The sequence below is a fragment of the Burkholderia sp. DN3021 genome (assembly GCF_049805555.1).
In the GTDB taxonomy this organism is placed as follows: Bacteria; Pseudomonadota; Gammaproteobacteria; order Burkholderiales; family Burkholderiaceae; genus Burkholderia; species Burkholderia pyrrocinia_C.
This window is the reverse complement of record NZ_JBNCAB010000019.1, coordinates 47,772-65,244: the sequence shown is the minus strand read 5'-3', so window position 1 is coordinate 65,244 and position 17,473 is coordinate 47,772. Positions and strand designations below refer to the sequence as shown.

At 68.0% G+C, this 17,473-nt stretch carries 18 protein-coding genes; 4 read left to right on the top strand and 14 right to left on the bottom strand.

Annotated features, from left to right (window positions below; genetic code table 11):
* Window positions 1-10: 10 nt before the first annotated feature.
* Window positions 11-1,198 (bottom strand): S53 family peptidase, encoded by a 1,188-nt coding sequence (locus tag ACPUER_RS12610; RefSeq protein ID WP_425131282.1) that lies wholly within the window; start codon window positions 1,196-1,198, stop codon window positions 11-13.
* A 439-nt stretch (window positions 1,199-1,637) separates the two neighbouring features.
* Between ACPUER_RS12610 and crcB the strand changes: the two genes are divergently transcribed.
* Window positions 1,638-2,024, top strand: a complete 387-nt coding sequence (crcB, locus tag ACPUER_RS12605) for a fluoride efflux transporter CrcB (protein ID WP_034182940.1) — start codon at window positions 1,638-1,640, stop codon at window positions 2,022-2,024.
* A gap of 23 nt (window positions 2,025-2,047) precedes the next feature.
* Window positions 2,048-2,398: a DUF190 domain-containing protein gene (locus tag ACPUER_RS12600; protein ID WP_425131261.1), complete on the top strand. Its 351-nt coding sequence runs from the start codon at window positions 2,048-2,050 to the stop codon at window positions 2,396-2,398.
* Window positions 2,399-2,410: 12 nt separating this feature from the next.
* On the opposite strand, the gene ACPUER_RS12595 is transcribed toward ACPUER_RS12600, so the two are convergent.
* Entirely contained in the window at window positions 2,411-2,974 is a 564-nt protein-coding gene (locus ACPUER_RS12595; RefSeq protein ID WP_072436135.1) for a YggT family protein, read from the bottom strand.
* 76 nt (window positions 2,975-3,050) lie between these two features.
* Window positions 3,051-3,980 (bottom strand): Rossmann-like and DUF2520 domain-containing protein, encoded by a 930-nt coding sequence (locus ACPUER_RS12590; protein WP_425131260.1) that lies wholly within the window; start codon window positions 3,978-3,980, stop codon window positions 3,051-3,053.
* A 514-nt stretch (window positions 3,981-4,494) separates the two neighbouring features.
* Here ACPUER_RS12590 and ACPUER_RS12585 point away from each other — a divergent pair.
* Complete coding sequence (locus ACPUER_RS12585; RefSeq protein WP_027783774.1) at window positions 4,495-4,800, top strand: hypothetical protein; 306 nt, start codon at window positions 4,495-4,497, stop codon at window positions 4,798-4,800.
* Between the two features lie 118 nt (window positions 4,801-4,918).
* On the opposite strand, the gene ACPUER_RS12580 is transcribed toward ACPUER_RS12585, so the two are convergent.
* A complete protein-coding gene (locus ACPUER_RS12580) occupies window positions 4,919-5,587 on the bottom strand; it encodes a LysE family transporter (RefSeq protein ID WP_310137159.1) in 669 nt (222 codons plus the stop codon).
* Window positions 5,588-5,643: 56 nt separating this feature from the next.
* Window positions 5,644-7,200 carry a UbiD family decarboxylase gene (locus ACPUER_RS12575; protein WP_065500534.1) on the bottom strand — a complete coding sequence of 519 codons (1,557 nt, stop codon included), beginning with the start codon at window positions 7,198-7,200 and terminating at the stop codon, window positions 5,644-5,646.
* A gap of 595 nt (window positions 7,201-7,795) precedes the next feature.
* Between ACPUER_RS12575 and ACPUER_RS12570 the strand changes: the two genes are divergently transcribed.
* Window positions 7,796-8,908: a transglycosylase SLT domain-containing protein gene (locus tag ACPUER_RS12570; RefSeq protein WP_425131259.1), complete on the top strand. Its 1,113-nt coding sequence runs from the start codon at window positions 7,796-7,798 to the stop codon at window positions 8,906-8,908.
* A gap of 110 nt (window positions 8,909-9,018) precedes the next feature.
* On the opposite strand, the gene ACPUER_RS12565 is transcribed toward ACPUER_RS12570, so the two are convergent.
* From ACPUER_RS12565 to ACPUER_RS12525, 9 genes are all read right to left on the bottom strand, one after another.
* Window positions 9,019-10,215: a pyridoxal phosphate-dependent aminotransferase gene (locus ACPUER_RS12565; protein ID WP_310137153.1), complete on the bottom strand. Its 1,197-nt coding sequence runs from the start codon at window positions 10,213-10,215 to the stop codon at window positions 9,019-9,021.
* Between the two features lie 67 nt (window positions 10,216-10,282).
* A complete protein-coding gene (nusB, locus tag ACPUER_RS12560; RefSeq protein WP_310137150.1) occupies window positions 10,283-10,720 on the bottom strand; it encodes a transcription antitermination factor NusB in 438 nt (145 codons plus the stop codon).
* The gene (gene ribH / locus ACPUER_RS12555) at window positions 10,717-11,235 is read right to left on the bottom strand and encodes a 6,7-dimethyl-8-ribityllumazine synthase (RefSeq protein ID WP_011351235.1); all 519 of its coding nucleotides are present in this window, start codon (window positions 11,233-11,235) and stop codon (window positions 10,717-10,719) included. The genes nusB and ribH overlap by 4 nt, the downstream gene beginning before the upstream one ends.
* A gap of 53 nt (window positions 11,236-11,288) precedes the next feature.
* The gene (gene ribBA, locus ACPUER_RS12550; protein WP_034182948.1) at window positions 11,289-12,431 is read right to left on the bottom strand and encodes a bifunctional 3,4-dihydroxy-2-butanone-4-phosphate synthase/GTP cyclohydrolase II; all 1,143 of its coding nucleotides are present in this window, start codon (window positions 12,429-12,431) and stop codon (window positions 11,289-11,291) included.
* Between the two features lie 140 nt (window positions 12,432-12,571).
* Window positions 12,572-13,090: a DUF1993 domain-containing protein gene (locus ACPUER_RS12545; RefSeq protein WP_175962608.1), complete on the bottom strand. Its 519-nt coding sequence runs from the start codon at window positions 13,088-13,090 to the stop codon at window positions 12,572-12,574.
* 446 nt (window positions 13,091-13,536) lie between these two features.
* Window positions 13,537-14,166 carry a riboflavin synthase gene (locus ACPUER_RS12540; protein WP_425131258.1) on the bottom strand — a complete coding sequence of 210 codons (630 nt, stop codon included), beginning with the start codon at window positions 14,164-14,166 and terminating at the stop codon, window positions 13,537-13,539.
* 14 nt (window positions 14,167-14,180) lie between these two features.
* Window positions 14,181-15,302, bottom strand: a complete 1,122-nt coding sequence (gene ribD / locus ACPUER_RS12535) for a bifunctional diaminohydroxyphosphoribosylaminopyrimidine deaminase/5-amino-6-(5-phosphoribosylamino)uracil reductase RibD (RefSeq protein ID WP_425131257.1) — start codon at window positions 15,300-15,302, stop codon at window positions 14,181-14,183.
* A 15-nt stretch (window positions 15,303-15,317) separates the two neighbouring features.
* Entirely contained in the window at window positions 15,318-16,601 is a 1,284-nt protein-coding gene (hemL, locus tag ACPUER_RS12530) for a glutamate-1-semialdehyde 2,1-aminomutase (protein ID WP_072436124.1), read from the bottom strand.
* Window positions 16,602-16,774: 173 nt separating this feature from the next.
* Window positions 16,775-17,227, bottom strand: a complete 453-nt coding sequence (locus tag ACPUER_RS12525; protein WP_072436123.1) for a hypothetical protein — start codon at window positions 17,225-17,227, stop codon at window positions 16,775-16,777.
* Between the last annotated feature and the right edge of the window lie 246 nt (window positions 17,228-17,473).

Below are 17,473 nucleotides of genomic sequence, written 5' to 3'. Positions count from 1 at the left end.
CGGTCGGGGGTTACGGCCGGGCGACGAGCGCCTGCACGAGCGACGGCGCTTGCGGCGAACCGAGACCCGTCACGTAGTCATAGCCGCCCGCTGCGTTGCAGACGCTGCCGCAATTGCCGTTGGACCCGGTCGTCACGTCGTGAAAGTCGCTGCCATATGCGGTTTTCCCGACCATATAGAGCGAGTCGTAGGTGCCGCTCAACCGGCTCTTGCCGGCCGCCGCGCGCAGCGAATTCGCGATCGCGACGAGCGCCGACCATTGCGGCGCGCCCGCGCTCGTGCCGCCGACCTGGAACCAGCCCGCCTGCCCCTGGTAGGTGACCGAGTCGTACACCGCGAAACCGCTGGACGGATTCGCGTCGTAGCTGACGTCGGGCACGCCGCGCTTGCCGGCGACCGGAACCGGCCACGCGGTCTGGCCGGCCGGCTCGGCCTCGACGGTGCTCACGCCGCCGCCGCTGCCGCTCCACGCCGCCTCGCCGACGTAGTTGCCGTACGTATCGATGGACAACGTCGTGCCGCCCACCGCCACCACGTACGGCGACGCGGCCGGGTATTCGGTCCCGGTGCCGCTGTCGCCGGACGACGCGACGAACGTGACGCCCGCGACGTTGAAGTGGCTGTCGAAGCCGGTCTCGCTGCCGAACTCGCTGCCGCCGAAACTCATCGACACGACCGACGCGCCGCGCTTGACCGCGACGTCGACCGCGGCCAGCAGGTCGGTGAAGCTGGCCGACGCGGCCTCGACGAGCATGATCTTGGCCTTCGGCGCGATCGCATGCACCCATTCGACGTCGAGCGACATCTCGAGCGCCCAGCCCGAATCGGTCCTGGGCCGTGTCCCGCGTGCGTACACCTTGGTGAAACAACCGTTCGACGACGTGCAGGCCGGCAGCGAGAACGCGTTGCTGAACACGCCGAGATCGGCCTCGATCTTCGGGTCGTCGTACGCGTCGACGATCGCGACGACCATCCCGTCGCCCTGGTTGGCGATCGTGTCGAACCCGTACGCGTGTCGGGCGAGCGCGGGCGTGAGGCCGGATATCGAAGCCGTGCTCGCGCGCGGCTTCGTGTGGAACGGCGGGCGCGCGTATCCTTTCGGCGCGCGGTTGCCTTCGACGTAGGACGGCGGTCCGTTGCCGTCGGCGAGCGCGACGCTCGATGCGAGCAGCGACGCACACAGCGCCGGAATCAACATGAATGACGGGCGGATATTGTTCATTTTTCGAGTCTCCATGTCGATGGAGTGGGTTGGCGGAACAAGTCTACAAAATCGGCGAAGTCAATTGCATGGAATATCGGCCGCATACGGGAATGTCTGATAAGGGAAACTACGCGGAAGCCCCGTGAAATATGGGATTTTCAAGGTTGGCGCGCAGCGGACGAAGCGGCTTTGCCGATTTTGAAAATGCGGATAGATAATCAATCTGTTTTTAATTGATTTGTAATGTCCTGCGTAATGCATCGGAAAATATCGAGTGCGGCGGATTCGCGGGAATAATGAAATGCATCGTGCCCGTGCGACACGATCCGGCGTACGACGGCCCGCTCCGCCGGCGTTGCCGCCGCGGCGCGATTCCGCATACAGTTCAGCGTAGGCCGCATCCGCCACGCGGCGTCGTCAGCGAGGAGTGCCCTTGTTCTATTCGATCGTCGCGATCTTCGTCGGCGCCGGGCTCGGCGCGTTGCTGCGCTGGTTCCTGAGCCTCGCGCTCAACGAATTCTTTCCCGAGGTGCCGCTCGGCACGCTCGCCGCGAACCTGATCGGCGGCTACGTGATCGGCATCGCCGCCGTCGTGTTCACGACCCGCGTCGGGCTGCCGCCCGAGTGGCGGCTGTTCGTGATCACGGGCTTCCTCGGCGGGCTCACGACGTTCTCGACCTATTCGGTCGAAGTGATGACGCATGCGTTGCAGGGCGAATTCGGATGGGCGTTTGCGGTGGCTGCCCTACACTTGACTGGATCGTTCGCGCTGACGGCGCTCGGCATGTGGACCGCGCGCGCGTGGCTCGCGGCGGCCTGAGCGTGCCGCCATCGGAGGGAGCGATGGACAGGGTGTTCTTGCGTTTCTATGTGCACGAGCAGCACCGGCTGCACTGGAAGCCGCTGTGGGAATGGCTGCTGGAGGAGGCGAACCGGATGGGCGTCGCGGGCGGTTCCGCGTTTCGCGCGATGGCCGGCTTCGGTCAGCATCGCGTGCTGCACGAGGACCGCTTCTTCGAGCTGCAGGGTTCGCTCGCGATCGAGGTCGAATTCGTCGTCACCGAGGACGAAGCGCAGCGTTTGCTCGAACGGTTGTCGCGCGAGAAAGTGCGCGTGTGCTACGCGATGATTCCGGCGCGCTTCGGCGTGATCGACACGCTCGTCGCGCCGCCGGCGCAGGGGCCGGCGGCGTAGGGGCAGCGTCGGTCAGATGCCGAAGATCGTCAGCGACACGGCGGCGCGCGTGACGATCATCAGCAGCACCTGCACGATCACGAACAGCAGGATCGGCGACAGGTCGATGCCGCCGAGGTTCGGGATGATGCGGCGCAGCGGGTTCAGGAACGGCGCGGTGAGCTGGTAGAGGATCGGCATCGCCGGCGAGCGCGGATTGAGCCACGACAGCAGCGCCATCAGGATCGTCATCCAGATCACGAGGTTGAGTGCCCACTTCACGACGGTGAGCAGCGCGACCACGACGAGCGTCGGGATCACCGCGGCCGGATCGAAGCCGGCCATCACGACCATCAGCACGACGTAGACGAGCGCGGTCAGCAGCGCGGCGACGACGCTGGCCCAGTCGATGCCGCGTACGCCCGCAATCACGCGGCGCAGCGGCAGCACGAGCCAGTTGGTCGCCTGCAGCACGGCCTGCGTGACGGGGTTGTACGGCGGCACGCGGACGGCCTGCATCCAGACGCGCAGGATCAGCGCGGCGCCGAACAGCGTGAAGACGGTATTGAGCAGAAAACGGGCGATCTCGCCGAACATCGTTGGCATCCTTTTTATACAGTCGAGTAGCGTGCGGCCGCCAACGCCGGATGGCGGCGCATCGGCCGACACCTTATCACGCCTCGTCTTGCGACGGGGAGGGGTGCGCGGCCGTGCGCGCGAGCGACGTTTCGACGGCTTCGGCGAGCGCCGGCAGCGACGCCGGCGGCGCGGCACGCTTCGCGGCGAGCGCGACCGCACGGCGCGTCATCAGCGCGTACAGCGTCGCGTGATCGCCGCCACGCGCTTCGAGCAGCGCGAGCTGGCGTTCGACGATGCCCGTATCGCCGCGCGACACCGGGCCGGCGAGCGCGTTCGCGAGCCCCTTGTCGCGCGCGGTTTCGATCGTGCCGGCGAGCATCGGCAGCAGTGCGCGCAGCGCGGCTTCCTCGTCGAAACCGAGGCCGCGCCACAGCTCGACCGCTTCCGACAACCCGCACAGCGCGAAGCTCGCCGCGTAATGCGCGGCCGCGTGATAGAGCATCCGGCCGCCGGCCGGAATCGACAGCGGATGGCAGCCGAGTGTGGCAGCAAGTCGCATCAGCGTCGCGTGCAGCGCGCCGTCGGCTTCGATCGTGACCGAGCAGCCGTCGATGCGTGCGAGGTCGGCGTCGGTGCCGCCGAACAGGTAGAGCGGATGGAAGCCGCCGGTGGCCGCGCCTTGCCGTTTCGCCGGATCGAGCAGCGCGACCGCCGACGCGCCGCTGCAGTGGACGACTGCCTGACTGGCGGCGCGCGATGCATCGAAGCGGAGCGCCGCGGCGGTCGACGCGAGATGGTCGTCGGGAACCGTCAGGAAGATGAGGTCGGCGGCGTCGGCGACCTGCTGCGGCGTGTCGACGGCCCGGCAGCCGGAGACGCGCGCGGCGAGCGCCGCGGCCGATTCGGGCGTGCGGCTCGCGATCGCGACAACGGGAAAGCCGGCCTGCGCGAAGCGCTGCGCAACACAGCGCGCGAGGCGGCCGGCGCCGATGAAGCCGAGACGGGGTGTGTCGGGAAGAGGCATGGCGGCGGACGTAAGCGAAAACGAAGCAGCCGCCAGTATCGCAGGAATGAAGGTGTGGTCGTGGAAGGTCGATTGCCGCGCGGACGCATGTGTTCATTACCGGCGTGCGGCACGATTCGCACGCGTATTTGTGTCCGCGTTACGGTTGAATTCCGATCGATGAATCCGACCCCGAAACATGTTGCGCGCGCGTTCCTCTTGAATTGTCGGCGTCCTGTTTCAAATTTGTAATCGTTCATTACGTGCGCGTGCCCGCCGCGCGTGCCGTATCCGGTAAGACTGACCGGCCGTCGCGTCGCGTCCCGACTCGTCGGACGGATTCGCGCGACCTGCAAGGGTCGCCGCAGGCCGCGGAAGCCACGCCGCACGGCGGCTCCGGCCGCCTGCAATTGCAATTTGCAACAAATGCGAAACACGCGAGAGGCGGGTTTTCGCTACATTGCTTGCATGCGACGTGCATGCCCGCCGTTGCCGACAGGAGCGCATAAAATACCGCTCCAGCAGGAGAATCGAAGTGAAAAAGCTCATTCCGTTCATCGCCGCCGCCGCGCTGGGTCTGGGTGCCGCAAGCGCCGCGCAGGCTCACGTGTCGATCGGGGTCGGCATCGGTATCCCGGTCGCGCCCGCGTATCCCGTTTATGCGCCGCCGCCGCCCGTGTACTACGCGCCGCCGCCTCCGCCCGTGTACTACGCACCGGCACCGGCCTACTATGCGCCGCCGCCCGCCGTGGTCGTCGGCGGCTACGGCGGTTACTACGGTCGTCCGTACTGGCGTCATGGCTACGGCGGCTGGGGCCATCACGGCTACTGGCGTCGCTGATCCGTCCCGCGCGGCCTGACCGCGCGTGGCAAAACGGCGCAACGTCCCGCGAGGGGCGCTGCGCCGTTTTTTTATTGGTGCCGCCGCTCGACGCGCGGCTCGTGCAGGCCGGCTTCGCTTACGCCGCGTGCGCGATCAGGTCGCGGTAGCCGCCGACGATCACGCTGTACGAGAAATACGCGAACAGCAGCGCCGACGCGACGTGGCACGCGCGCATCAGCCCGGCGCCCGCGCGCTTGCGGCCCTGGCTCGCGAGCGTGCACATGAAGAGCGTCCACGCGAGGCCGCCGAGGAAGAAGCCCGACAGGAACACCGACGCGGTGACCGGCGTGGTCGCACCGGCTTTCGCGATCAGCGCGCCGCCGACCGCCGCGAACCACAGGATCGCGCTCGGCGACGACATCGCGAGCAGCATCCCGCGCAGGAAACTGCGCCGCGCGCTTGCGCGCGGCGGCGGTGCTTCGTCCGCGTCGTCGTCGGCCGCCCTGGCCGGCGCCAACGCTTCGCGCGTCATCTTCCACGTGAGGAACAGCAGCACGGCGCCGCCGCCGATCCAGACGATCCAGCGCACGGCCTCGAACTGCAGCAGCACGGCCATCCCGGCGAGCGCGAGCGCCGCGTAGAGGAGATCGCCGACGCACGAGCCGACGCCGAGCCAGAAGCCCGGCCGGAAGCCGTGCGACAGCGTCAGCGACAGCATCGCGACGTTCACGAGGCCGATGTCGAGACACAGTGACAGCGACAGGAAGAAACCGTCGGACAGCATCGAGGCGGGAGGAAAGCTCATCTTCGTCGTTCTTGTGGTGGGTGCGATGCACGGGCCGGCGGGCGCCGGCTACGGCCTCAGAGTCCGATCTCCTGCCAGAGCCGGTCGACGCGCGCCTTCACGGCCGCGTCCATCTCGATCGGACGGCCCCATTCCCGGTTCGTCTCGCCGGGCCACTTGTTGGTCGCGTCGAGCCCCATCTTCGAGCCGAGGCCGGCAACCGGCGACGCGAAGTCGAGATAGTCGATCGGCGTGCTGTCGACCATCACCGTGTCGCGCACGGGGTCGACGCGCGTCGTGATCGCCCAGATCACTTCCTTCCAGTCGCGGATGTTCACGTCCTCGTCGACGACCACGATGAACTTCGTATACATGAACTGCCGCAGGAAGCTCCACACGCCGAACATCACGCGCTTCGCGTGGCCCGCGTAGCTCTTCTTCATCTGGACGATGGCCATCCGGTAGCTGCAGCCTTCGGGCGGCAGGTAGAAGTCGGTGATCTCCGTGAACTGCTTCTGCAGCAGCGGCACGAATACCTCGTTGAGCGCGACGCCGAGCACCGCGGGCTCGTCGGGCGGTTTGCCCGTGTAGGTCGAGTGGTAGATCGCGTCGCGGCGCATCGTGATGCGCTCGACGGTGAACACAGGGAACCACTCCTGCTCGTTGTAATACCCGGTGTGGTCGCCGTACGGCCCTTCGAGTGCGTGTTCGTACGCGGCGGACGCGTTGCCGGCCGGCCGCGGCGGCGCGCCGGCCGGAGCGGGAGCAGGGGTGCCGTCCTGCGGATGGATGAAGCCTTCGAGCACGATCTCCGCGCGTGCGGGCACCTGCAGCGTGTCGACGCCGGGCGTCAGGCACTTCGCGAGCTCGGTGCGGCTGCCGCGCAGCAGGCCGGCGAACTGATATTCGGACAGCGAATCGGGCACGGGCGTCACCGCGCCGAGCGTCGTGGCCGGATCGGCGCCGAGCACGACCGCGACCGGATACGGCTTGCCGGGGTTCTGCAGCGCGAATTCGCGGAAGTCGAGCGCGCCGCCGCGATGCGCAAGCCAGCGCATGATCAGCTTGTTGCGGCCAATCAGCTGCTGGCGGTAGATGCCGAGGTTCTGGCGCGACTTGTTCGGACCGCGCGTGACCGTCAGGCCCCACGTGACGAGCGGCCCCGCGTCGCCGGGCCAGCAGGTCTGGATCGGCAGCTTGTTCAGGTCGACGTCCGCGCCTTCCCAGACGATCTCCTGGCACGGCGGCGACGACACCGACTTCGGCGCCATGTCCCAAACGGCCTTCGCGAGCGACAGCAGCTTGCCGGCGTCCTTCAGGCTTTTCGGCGGGTCGGGCTCCTTCAGCGCGGACAGCAGGCGCCCGAGATCGCGCAGCGAGCCGAGCGCGGCATCGTCGCCTGCATCGACGCCCATCCCGAGCGCGACGCGGCGCGGCGTGCCGAACAGGTTGCCGAGCACGGGAAACGCATGGCCGGGCGGCGCGTTGAACAGCAGCGCAGGGCCGCCGGCGCGCAGCACGCGGTCGCACAGCTCGGTCATTTCGAGCACGGGCGACACGGGTTGCGTGACGCGCCGCAGTTCGCCGAGCGCCTCGAGGCGCTGGATGAAATCGCGTAAGTCTTTGTATTTCATGAAGAAGGTCCGGGCCGCCCGGATGGCGGGCGACGGTGGGCGGGCGCAGCGGCCGGCTGCGGCCCCGAATCGACCGACGATTTTACCCGGGCCGCCGCGTGGATGCCCGGCCGAGAAAAAAGTCGATCGCGCGCAAACCCTCTACGGCACGGGGTTCCCGATCTGAAGGGCGGCTTTAAATTACTTTTTGTTATGATTTTGAGATTTTATAGTGTTGACGATCTATAAAACCCTGCTAGAATCCGCTCACATTGGTTGCAGGGTAAAAGGCTTCGAGCCGCCAATCACCGATCTTTGACGCAGCGCGTCACCGTCCGCCGAATCCTGCACGGCGTATTCGACGGCCTTAGTCGTAGTCCCAGCCAGCGCTACCAGACGCTGGTTTTTTGCGTGGGTGCCACCGCGTATGCCCGTCTCGCCCAGTGTGCGAAGGCGTCGGCCTTCTTACACCGTGGCCTCGAACGGTACTTATACCGTTTCCCCGATGCTTGCACGTCCCAACCAAGGCGTGCGGCGTCGTGATTCCGCGGCGCGTTTCTGTCTCGCCATCGAGTTGAGCGAGCCGCACGAGTCATGTTCATGGGAGATGATCTGAATGAACGCTTGGTTATCGTGGCGTCCCACTGAGCAGCATGCGCAAATCGTGCGCAACATGCTGCGTCGCGGGACGCGTGTCAGTCACCATCTATTCAGCGTTGTCGGCTGTCTCGCTGTCGCGGTTGCACTTGCACTGTGGCTGCTGCCAACCGTGCGCGGCACGCTTGCCGCGAAGCTGATGCCGGTCGTATCCGCGGCCGTGCAGGCCGGGCCTGCCCGTTTGCTGTCCGGCCATCCGCTGCCGAACTTCGCGCCTGCCGGCGCGCAGCCGCAGCAGGAAGAGAGTCCCGAAACGGACGCGCTTGCGGTCGGCCTCGATGTCGCACCGGAAGCCGCCGCGCAGGGCGACGCGTCCGATCCGGCCCGCAACGGCCCGTCGCCCGTCGCGCTCGCGAAACTGATCCCGACCCAGCGGGTGCCGGCCGACGCGCGCGACGATCGTGCGCTCGCGTCGAACCGCGAACAGGCGCTCGTCGCGACCTATCTGTCGCGCCGTTACCGCATCGCTCAGGAGCCGCTCGGCCAGCTCGTCAAGGCCGCGTTCCAGACCGGCCGTGACGTCGGCCTCGATCCGCTGCTGCTGCTGTCCGTGATGGCGATCGAGTCGGGCTTCAACCCTTACGCCGAAAGCGGCGTCGGCGCGAAGGGCCTGATGCAGGTCATGTCGAAGGTCCATTCCGACAAGTTCGAGTATTTCGGCGGCACCGATACCGCACTGCAGCCGCTCGCGAACCTCCAGGTCGGCGCGCTCGTGCTGAAGGACTGCATCGCCCGCGGCGGCTCGCTCGCGAACGGCCTGCGGCTGTACAACGGCTCGACGAACCCCGACGACAACGCATACGGCGCGAAGGTGATGGCCGAGCGCGGCCGGCTGCGCGACGTGTCGCGCGGCCGCAGCGTGCCGGTCAATGCACCGCAGGCGCCGGCGAAGCCGATCGTCACGGCCGCTGCCGTAACGGCATCGGCAGGCGGCGCGAAGCGCGTGCGTGCGACGCTCGAAACCGCGACGTCAGCGAAGACGACGGCGTCGAAGGACACGTCGCCGCAGGACGACGCGAGCGTCGATACCGCGAAGCAGGCGCACGGCGACCATTCGGAGCTCGGCGCGTAACCTAACGCTACCGCGCGGTTCCGGCCGGCAGGAAATGAGAAAGGCACCCGATGATCCGGGTGCCTTTTCCTTTTGTGGCGTGTGTAGCGGCCGGTGTGCCGGCTGCGGCGTCAGTGCTGCCCGAACAGCGTCGCGAGCCGATCGACCGCCTCTTCGAGCCGCGTATAGGCGGTCGCATAGGACAGTCGGATATAGTCGCGCGGCGCGTGGACGCCGAAGTCCATGCCGGGCACCAGCACGACGCCGGCGTCGTGCAGCATCGCCTGCGTGAGCGCGGCGCTGTCGCCGGCTGCCGGGTGGGCGACGCCGCCGCAATGCGCATACACGTAGAACGCACCGTCCGGCATCACGGGAACCGTGAAGCCGAGCCGTTCGAGCGCCGGTGCGATGAAATCGCGGCGGCGCTTGAATTCGAGCCGGCGCGCCTCGTAGATGTCGAGCGTGGCCGGTTCGAAGCACGCGAGTGCCGCGTGCTGCGCGAGTGCGGACGGGCAGATGAACAGGTTCTGCGCAAGCTTTTCGAACGTGCCGACCAGCGCGGGCGGCACGACGAGCCAGCCGAGCCGCCAGCCGGTCATGCTGAAATACTTCGAGAAGCTGTTCACGGTGACGACGTCGTCGCCGAACGACAGCGCCGACACGGGCGCCGCGTCGTAGCTGAGCCCCTGGTAGATCTCGTCGACGATCGTGAAACCGCCGCGTGCGCGCACGGCTGCGACGATCCGCTTCAGTTCGTCAGGCTCGAGCGACGTGCCGGTCGGGTTCGACGGCGACGCGAGCAGCACGCCGCGCGTGCGGTCGCCCCAGCGTGTGCGGACGTCGTCCTCGGTGAGCTGGAAGCGCGCGTCCGGGCCGCTCGGCACGAGCACCGCGCGGCCTTCGGCCGCCGCGACGAAGTGCCGGTTGCACGGATACGACGGGTCGGGCATCAGCACCTCGTCGTCGCGGCCGACGAGTGCGAGGCACGCGAGCAGCAGCGCGGCCGACGCGCCGGCCGTCACGACGATCCGTTCGGGGCTGATCGTGAGGCCATACGCGCGCGCGTAGTGCGCGGCGATCGCCTCGCGCAGCGGCGCAATGCCGAGCGCGCTCGTGTACTGCGTGACGCCGCGGCGCAGCGCGGCCGCGGCCGCTTCGACGACAGGCTCCGGCGCGGTGAAGTCCGGTTCGCCGATGCCCATGTGGATAACATCGCGCCCGGAGGACTCGAGCCGCTGTGCCTCCTTCATCAGTTCCATCACGTAGAAGGGCTGGATCGCGTCGACGCGTGCGGCGAGCGTGACAAGCGAATCGGCGGTGGTATTCATCGGTCGGGCGGGGCGGGGGAGAGAATGAAAAACGGGCGCTTGCGCGCCCGTGGACAAACAAACGGTATCAGCCGTTGCGGCGCGCCTGCGTTTCGGCGGGGCGCAGCTTCGCGGAGAGCTTGTCGAGCACGCCGTTCACGTACTTGTAGCCGTCGGAGCCGCCGAACGTCTTCGCGAGTTCGACCGCTTCGTTGATGATCACGCGATACGGCGTTTCGACGTGGTGCGTGAGCTCGAACGTCGCGATCAGCAACACGGCGCGTTCGACCGGCGACAACTGCTCGATCGGTCGGTCCAGCGATGGCGTCAGCGCTTCGACGAGTGTCGCGTGCTCGCGGATCACGCCGTGCAGGATGGCTTCGAGGAGCTCCTTGTCAGCCTTGTCGTAACCGAGCGCGCCGCGCAGTTGCGCGTCGATCTCGCCGGAGGGCGCGTTCGACAGCAGCCACTGATACAGGCCCTGCGTCGCCAGCTCGCGCGATTGTCGGCGGGCGCTCTTCTTCATGCGCGCTCCTCTTCGTCGTCTTCGTCCTCTTCTTCGTCCTCGTCATCGTCGCCGAGCTGGTCGAGCGCCATCGTCAGGTTGGCCATCTCGACGGCGACGCGCGCGGCGTCACGACCCTTTTCGGTCATGCGCGCGACGGCCTGCTCGTCGTTTTCGGTCGTCAGGACCGCGTTCGCGATCGGCAGGTTGAAGTCGAGGCCGATGCGGGTGATGCCCGCGCCGCTCTCGTTCGACACGAGTTCGAAGTGGTAGGTCTCGCCGCGGATCACCGCGCCGAGCGCGATCAGCGCGTCGAACTGGCCGCTTTCTGCCAGCTTCTGCAGCGCGAGCGGGATTTCCAGCGCGCCGGGCACCGACACGAGCAGCACGTCTTCACCGGTGACGCCGAGGCGCTCCAGTTCTTCGACGCACGCGTCGGCGAGACCGTTGCACACGGGTTCGTTGAAGCGCGATTGCACGATGCCGATACGCAGGCCGTCGCCTTCGAGATTCGGTTGGTATTGTCCGATTTCCATGATCTTGTCCGTGGTGTGGATGAACGGTTATAGGGCGAAAGCGCCGTGGCGGGTTACGCGTTGGACGCCGGGCAGGACTTGGCTTCGCCGCCGGGCATCGGAATGAAGCCCGTGACTTCGAGGCCGTAGCCGGACATGCTGCCCAGCTTGCGCGGATTCGACAGCACCTGCATCTTGCCGACGCCGACATCGCGCAGGATCTGCGCGCCGATGCCGAACGTCTTGAAATCGACCGGCCGGCGCTTCAGCGCAGCGGCCTTTTCTTCCTCGTCGAACGCCTTGAAGACGTCGATCAGGTGTTCCTTCGTGTCGCCGCAGTTGAGCAGCACGATCACGCCGAGGTCGCGCTCCGCGATCTCGCGCATCGCGGCGTCGAGCGTCCACGAGTGGGTCGACACGCCGGTTTCGAGCAGGTCGAGCACCGACAGCGGCTCGTGCACGCGCACCGGCGTATCGACGTCGGGCGACGGCGCGCCGCGCACCAGCGCGATGTGCGGCGAACCGCTCGGCTGGTCGCGGTACAGCACCGCGCGGAACGTGCCGTGCGCGGTCTGCATCGTGCGCTCGGCGATTCGCTCGATGATCGATTCAGTGCGGCTGCGATAGTGGATCAGGTCGGCGATCGTGCCGATCTTCAGACCGTGTTCCTTCGCGAATTCGATCAGGTCGGGCAGGCGCGCCATCGTGCCGTCGTCCTTGATGATCTCGCAGATCACCGCGGCCGGCGTGAGGCCCGCAAGCGCGGTGAAGTCGCAGCCGGCCTCGGTGTGGCCCGCGCGCACGAGTACGCCGCCCGGCTGCGCCATGATCGGGAACACGTGGCCCGGCTGCACGATGTGCTCGGGACGCACGTCGTGCGCGACCGCCGTGGCGATCGTGTGCGCGCGGTCGGCGGCCGAGATGCCGGTCGTCACGCCTTCGGCCGCTTCGATGCTGACCGTGAACGCGGTGCCGTATTGCGTGCCGTTGCGGTAGGTCATCAGCGGCAGGTGCAGCTGCTTGCAGCGTTCCTGCGTCAACGTCAGACAAACCAGGCCGCGGCCGTACCTGGCCATGAAGTTGATCGCTTCCGGCGTGACGAATTCGGCGGCGATCACGAGGTCGCCCTCGTTTTCGCGGTCTTCTTCGTCGACCAGGATCACCATCCGGCCGGCTTTCAGCTCGGCGATGATGTCGAGCGTGGAGGCGAGCGTCATAAGGGGGCGAGAAAGAGGAAAGTGCGTATTTTACGCCAGCCGGACGGCGTTTCGGCTGGCGCGGGTTGCGCTCGGCCGGCAAGCGCTCCGGAAGGCGGTGCGGCCGGCCTGCGCGGCAGGCCCGGCCGGGCCGCCGCGCGTCATGCGTGCAAGTCGCGCCCGCCGAGGTAGTCGAGCTTGCCGAGCTCGACGCCGCTGTGGCGCAGGATGTCGTACGCGGTCGTCACGTGGAAGAAGAAATTGGGCAGCACGAAGTTCAGCAGGTACGACTGGCCGGTGAACTCGATCGGGCCGACGCGCATCTTCAGCACGATCTGGCGCGCCTCGCTGCCGTCGATCTGCGCGGCGTCGAAGCTTTTCAGGTAGTCGATCGTCTTCTGGATGCGCGCGTGCAGTTCGTCGAAAGTCTGCTCGACGTCCGGGTAGCTCGGGATCTCGGCGCCGGCGAGCCGCGCGGCGCAGCCCTTGGCCGTGTCGGTGGCGATGTAGACCTGGCGGACGAGCGGCAGCATGTCCGGGTAGAGGCGCGCGCCGACGAACACCGACGGGTCGATCTGCTTCTCGGCCGCGTGCGCCTGGGCCTTGCCGAGGATGTGCTGCAGGTTGGTCAGGCCGCGGATCAGGACGGGCAGCGAAGCCTGGTACATCGAGATGGACATGGGAACGACTCCTGTGGGAAGAGGGGCGGCCGGTACGCGGCGCGTCGTGCGTTGCGGCGTTGAAACCGCTGTCGACGCATCTTAGCGCGACGGCGTGACCCGTGCGCGTCGTTGGCCGTTCGGCCGAGGATCGGGCCCGCAGGGCGACGATCGGATGCGACGGGAATCGTCTCGATGGACCGCAGATATCGGAATCGACCGGCCGACGGGGCAGGCTGCGGTTTGAAATGGGGCCAGGGCGTGGCCTCGTTATCGACGAGGCAGTGAAGCGCTGAAAGGCGGATCGCCCGACGAGGCGGCAACGCGCTCATGGAGCGGCTCGCCGGTACACGTAGCGGTTCGCGGCCGACGGCCGGCGATTGTCAGAAAACGGCGGCGATGCGGACCCGGGCGGCCCGGGGCCGAACCGCCGGACGCGATTCTCAAGAAAGCACGAAAAAGGACGATCAGTCCTGATGCACGCCTTGCGACGTCGACAGCATTCGCTCCACATACCGCGCAATCATGTCGGCTTCGAGATTGACCTTGTCGCCGGCCTTCAGCTGACGCAGCGTCGTGACCTCGACCGTGTGCGGAATCAGGTTGATCGAGAATTCGCAGCCGTCCGCGCGATCGTCGACCGTGTTGACGGTCAGGCTCACGCCGTTGACCGTGATCGACCCCTTGTACGCGAGATAGCGGCCCAGCTCGCGCGGCGCGACGATCCGCAGCTCGTGCGACTCGCCGACCGGCGCGAAGCGCGACACGGTGCCGAGGCCGTCGACGTGGCCCGACACGATGTGCCCGCCGAGGCGGTCGTGCGCGCGCAGCGCCTTCTCGAGGTTCACTTCGCCGGGCTGGGCGAGGCCGACCGTGCGGTTCAGGCTTTCGCGCGACACGTCGACGTCGAACGCGGCGTCGGTCTTTTCGATCACCGTCATGCACGCGCCCTGGATCGCGATGCTGTCGCCCAGCGCGACATCGGCGAGATCGAGCCCGCCGGCCAGCACGGTCAGGCGCACACCCGCATCGGCCGACGTGCCGAGCGGATCGATCGATTCGATGCGGCCGACGGCCGCGACAATTCCGGTAAACATCGGGGCGGTCCCGTTCAGTGCGCGGCGTCGGGCGGCGCGATACGCGCCAGGATCCGCAGATCGTCGCCGATCCGCTCGATACCGTGGAACGACAGTCGCGTGCGTGCGTCGAGGCTCGCCGGCGCGGCGAGGTCGAACATGCCGGCCGCGTCGGCGCCCAGCAGGCTCGGCGCGAGATAGACGAGCAATTCGTCGACGCATTGCTCGCGCAGCAGCGAGCCGTTCAGCTTGTGGCCGGCCTCGACGTGCAGTTCGTTGACGCCGCGCGCGCCGAGCGCCGCGAGCATCGCGGGCAGGTCGACCTTGCCGTGCGCATTCGCGAGCGACACGATTTCCGCGCCGCGCGCCTTCAGCACGTTCGCGCGCATTTCGCCGCTCGCGTCGAGCCGGCCGCAGAAGATCAGCAGCGGCGCGCCCTCGAGCAGTCGCGCGTCGAGCGGCAGGTCGAGGCGGCTGTCGACCAGGATGCGCTGCGGCTGGCGCGGCGTGTCGATGCCGCGCACGGTCAGCAGCGGGTTGTCCTCGCGCACGGTGCCGATGCCGGTGAGGATCGCGCAGGCGCGCGCACGCCACGCGTGCCCGTCGAGGCGCGCGGCCTCGCCGGTGATCCATTGGCTTTCGCCGGACGGCAGCGCGGTGCGGCCGTCGAGCGACGCGGCGGTCTTCATCCGCACCCACGGACGGCCGCGCGTCATCCGCGACACGAAGCCGATGTTCAGTTCGCCGGCTTCGTGCGCGAGCAGCCCGCAGCGCACGTCGATGCCCGCGTCGCGCAGCATGCCGAGGCCGCGCCCCGACACCTGCGGATTCGGGTCTTCCATCGCGGCGACGACCTTCGCGACGCGCGCTTCGCTCAGCGCGTTCGCGCACGGCGGCGTGCGGCCGAAATGGCTGCATGGCTCGAGCGTCACGTAGACGGTCGAGCCCGCGACGTCGTGGCCGCGCGAGCGCGCGTCCTTCAGCGCCTGCACTTCCGCGTGGTCCTGGCCGGCCGGCTGCGTGAAGCCTTCGCCGATCACGTCGCCGTCCTTGACGATCACGCAGCCGACGCGCGGATTCGGCGCCGTCGTATACATGCCGCGCGCGGCGAGCGCGAGCGCGCGCTCCATGTGGGCGAAATCGGTATCCGAGAACATGCGCGCGGCCCCCGGTCAGGCGGCGAGTGCCGCGAACGCGCGGCGTGCGGCCGCGAGCGTCGCGTCGATCACCGCGTCGTCATGCGTGCTCGACACGAAGCCGGCTTCGTATGCGGACGGCGCGAAGTACACGCCCTCGTCGAGCATCAGGTGGAAGAAGCGGTTGAAGCGTTCGGTGTCGCTCTTCGTGACTTCCGCGAAGCTGGTCGGCACGCGCTCGGCGAAGTAGAGGCCGAACATCGCGCCGATCGAGTCGGCCGCGAACGGCACGCCGGCCGCGCGCGCTTCGGCCGCGAGGCCGTCGGCGAGACGCTTCGTCTGCGCGGTGAGCGCATCGTAGAAGCCGGGCGCCTGGATCAGTTGCAGCGTCTTCAGGCCCGCGGCGACCGCGATCGGGTTGCCCGACAGCGTGCCGGCCTGGTAGACGCCGCCGAGCGGCGCGAGGTGGGCCATGATGTCGCGGCGGCCGCCGAACGCGGCGGCCGGCATCCCGCCGCCGATCACCTTGCCGAGGCAGGTGAGGTCGGCCGTGATCCCGTAGTACGCCTGCGCGCCGCCGAGCGCGACGCGGAACCCGCACATTACCTCGTCGAAGATCAGCACGGCGCCGTGCTTCGTGCACAGCGCGCGCAGCGCGTTCAGGAATTCGGGCGTGCCGCGCACGAGGTTCATGTTGCCCGCGACAGGCTCGACGATCACCGCGGCGATCTCGTCGCCGAACGCGCCGAATGCTTCTTCGAGCGCGGCGACGTTGTTGTATTCGAGGACGGTCGTGTGCTTCGCGATGTCGGCGGGCACGCCGGCCGACGTCGGGTTGCCGAACGTCAGCAGGCCGGAGCCGGCCTTCACGAGCAGGCTGTCCGCGTGGCCGTGGTAGCAGCCCTCGAACTTGACGATGCGGCTGCGGCCCGTGAAGCCGCGCGCGAGACGCAGCGCGCTCATCGTGGCCTCGGTGCCGCTCGACACCATCCGCACTTGTTCGATCGACGGCACGAGCTTGCAGATTTCCTCGGCGATCTCGATCTCGGCCTCGGTCGGCGCACCGAACGAGAAGCCGTCGGCCAGCACGTTCTGCACGGCCGACAGCACGTCCGGATGGACGTGGCCGACGATCATCGGACCCCACGAGCCGATGTAGTCGATGTACTGCTTGCCGTCGGCATCCCAGAAATACGGACCTTGCGCGCGCGCGACGAAACGCGGCGTGCCGCCGACCGAACGGAATGCGCGCACCGGCGAGTTGACACCGCCGGGAATGGTCTTCTGGGCGCGTTCGAAGAGGATCTGATTATTGGACATGGGCGAAACCTGCGAGAGAAGGGCGCGGGGGCCTGTGCACGGGCCGCGGCGCCTGGGCGGAACGATCGTCTGATTGTACCGGAGACGCGCGCGGCGGGCCCGCGAGACGGTCTGCGGCCTTTCGGCACGTGGGCTGGAAAGGAGGGCCCGATTTGTCCCGGCGATCGGCCCGGTTATCGCGGGGGCTTGCGCTTGCCGGTCAGCTCCGCCCAACGCTTCTCGAGCGGGCCTTCGACCATCGGCTTGATCGACGTGCCGGAGCTCTGCGCATCCCAGGTCTGCACCGAGTACGGGTGGACGCGCAGCGCGTCGCGCGCGATCACGACGTCCCGGTGCGCGTCGACCAGCCAGTCGTACACGAAGTCGATGCACAGCCGGTAACCGCGCTTCGTCGACGGATCGGGCACCTCGTACGGCGCGCGCGTCACGTAGCCGGAGCCGAACACACCCTTGGGCTCCTTCGCGACGCGGTGCAGGAACACGCGGTCGCCCGGCAGGATGCCGCGTGCGAAGCCGCAGCCCCACACGTCATGCACGGCCTCGCCGGCCTTCACGCGCGCGGCGACGTCGGGCAGTTCTGGCCATGGCCATTTCTTGGGGCTCCAGATCAGCAGGAAAGCGGTCATCGTTCGGTCGTGCGTCGAATTGGTCAGACAAGAGAAGCGGGCAGCAGCAAGCTTAATCGAATCCGCGCGCGATCCAGCGATCCAGCGCGACGGGCGCCGCGCAGGTACTTTCCGACCTGCCGCCGTATGCGGCCCGCAGCACGTAAAAAAGTTGCGCGTACAATCATGGGCCTGAACGCGCCGTCCGCGGCGCGGCCTCCCGTCTTCACCGCCACGCGCGCCCCGATGCGCGCGGGCTCCATTCCG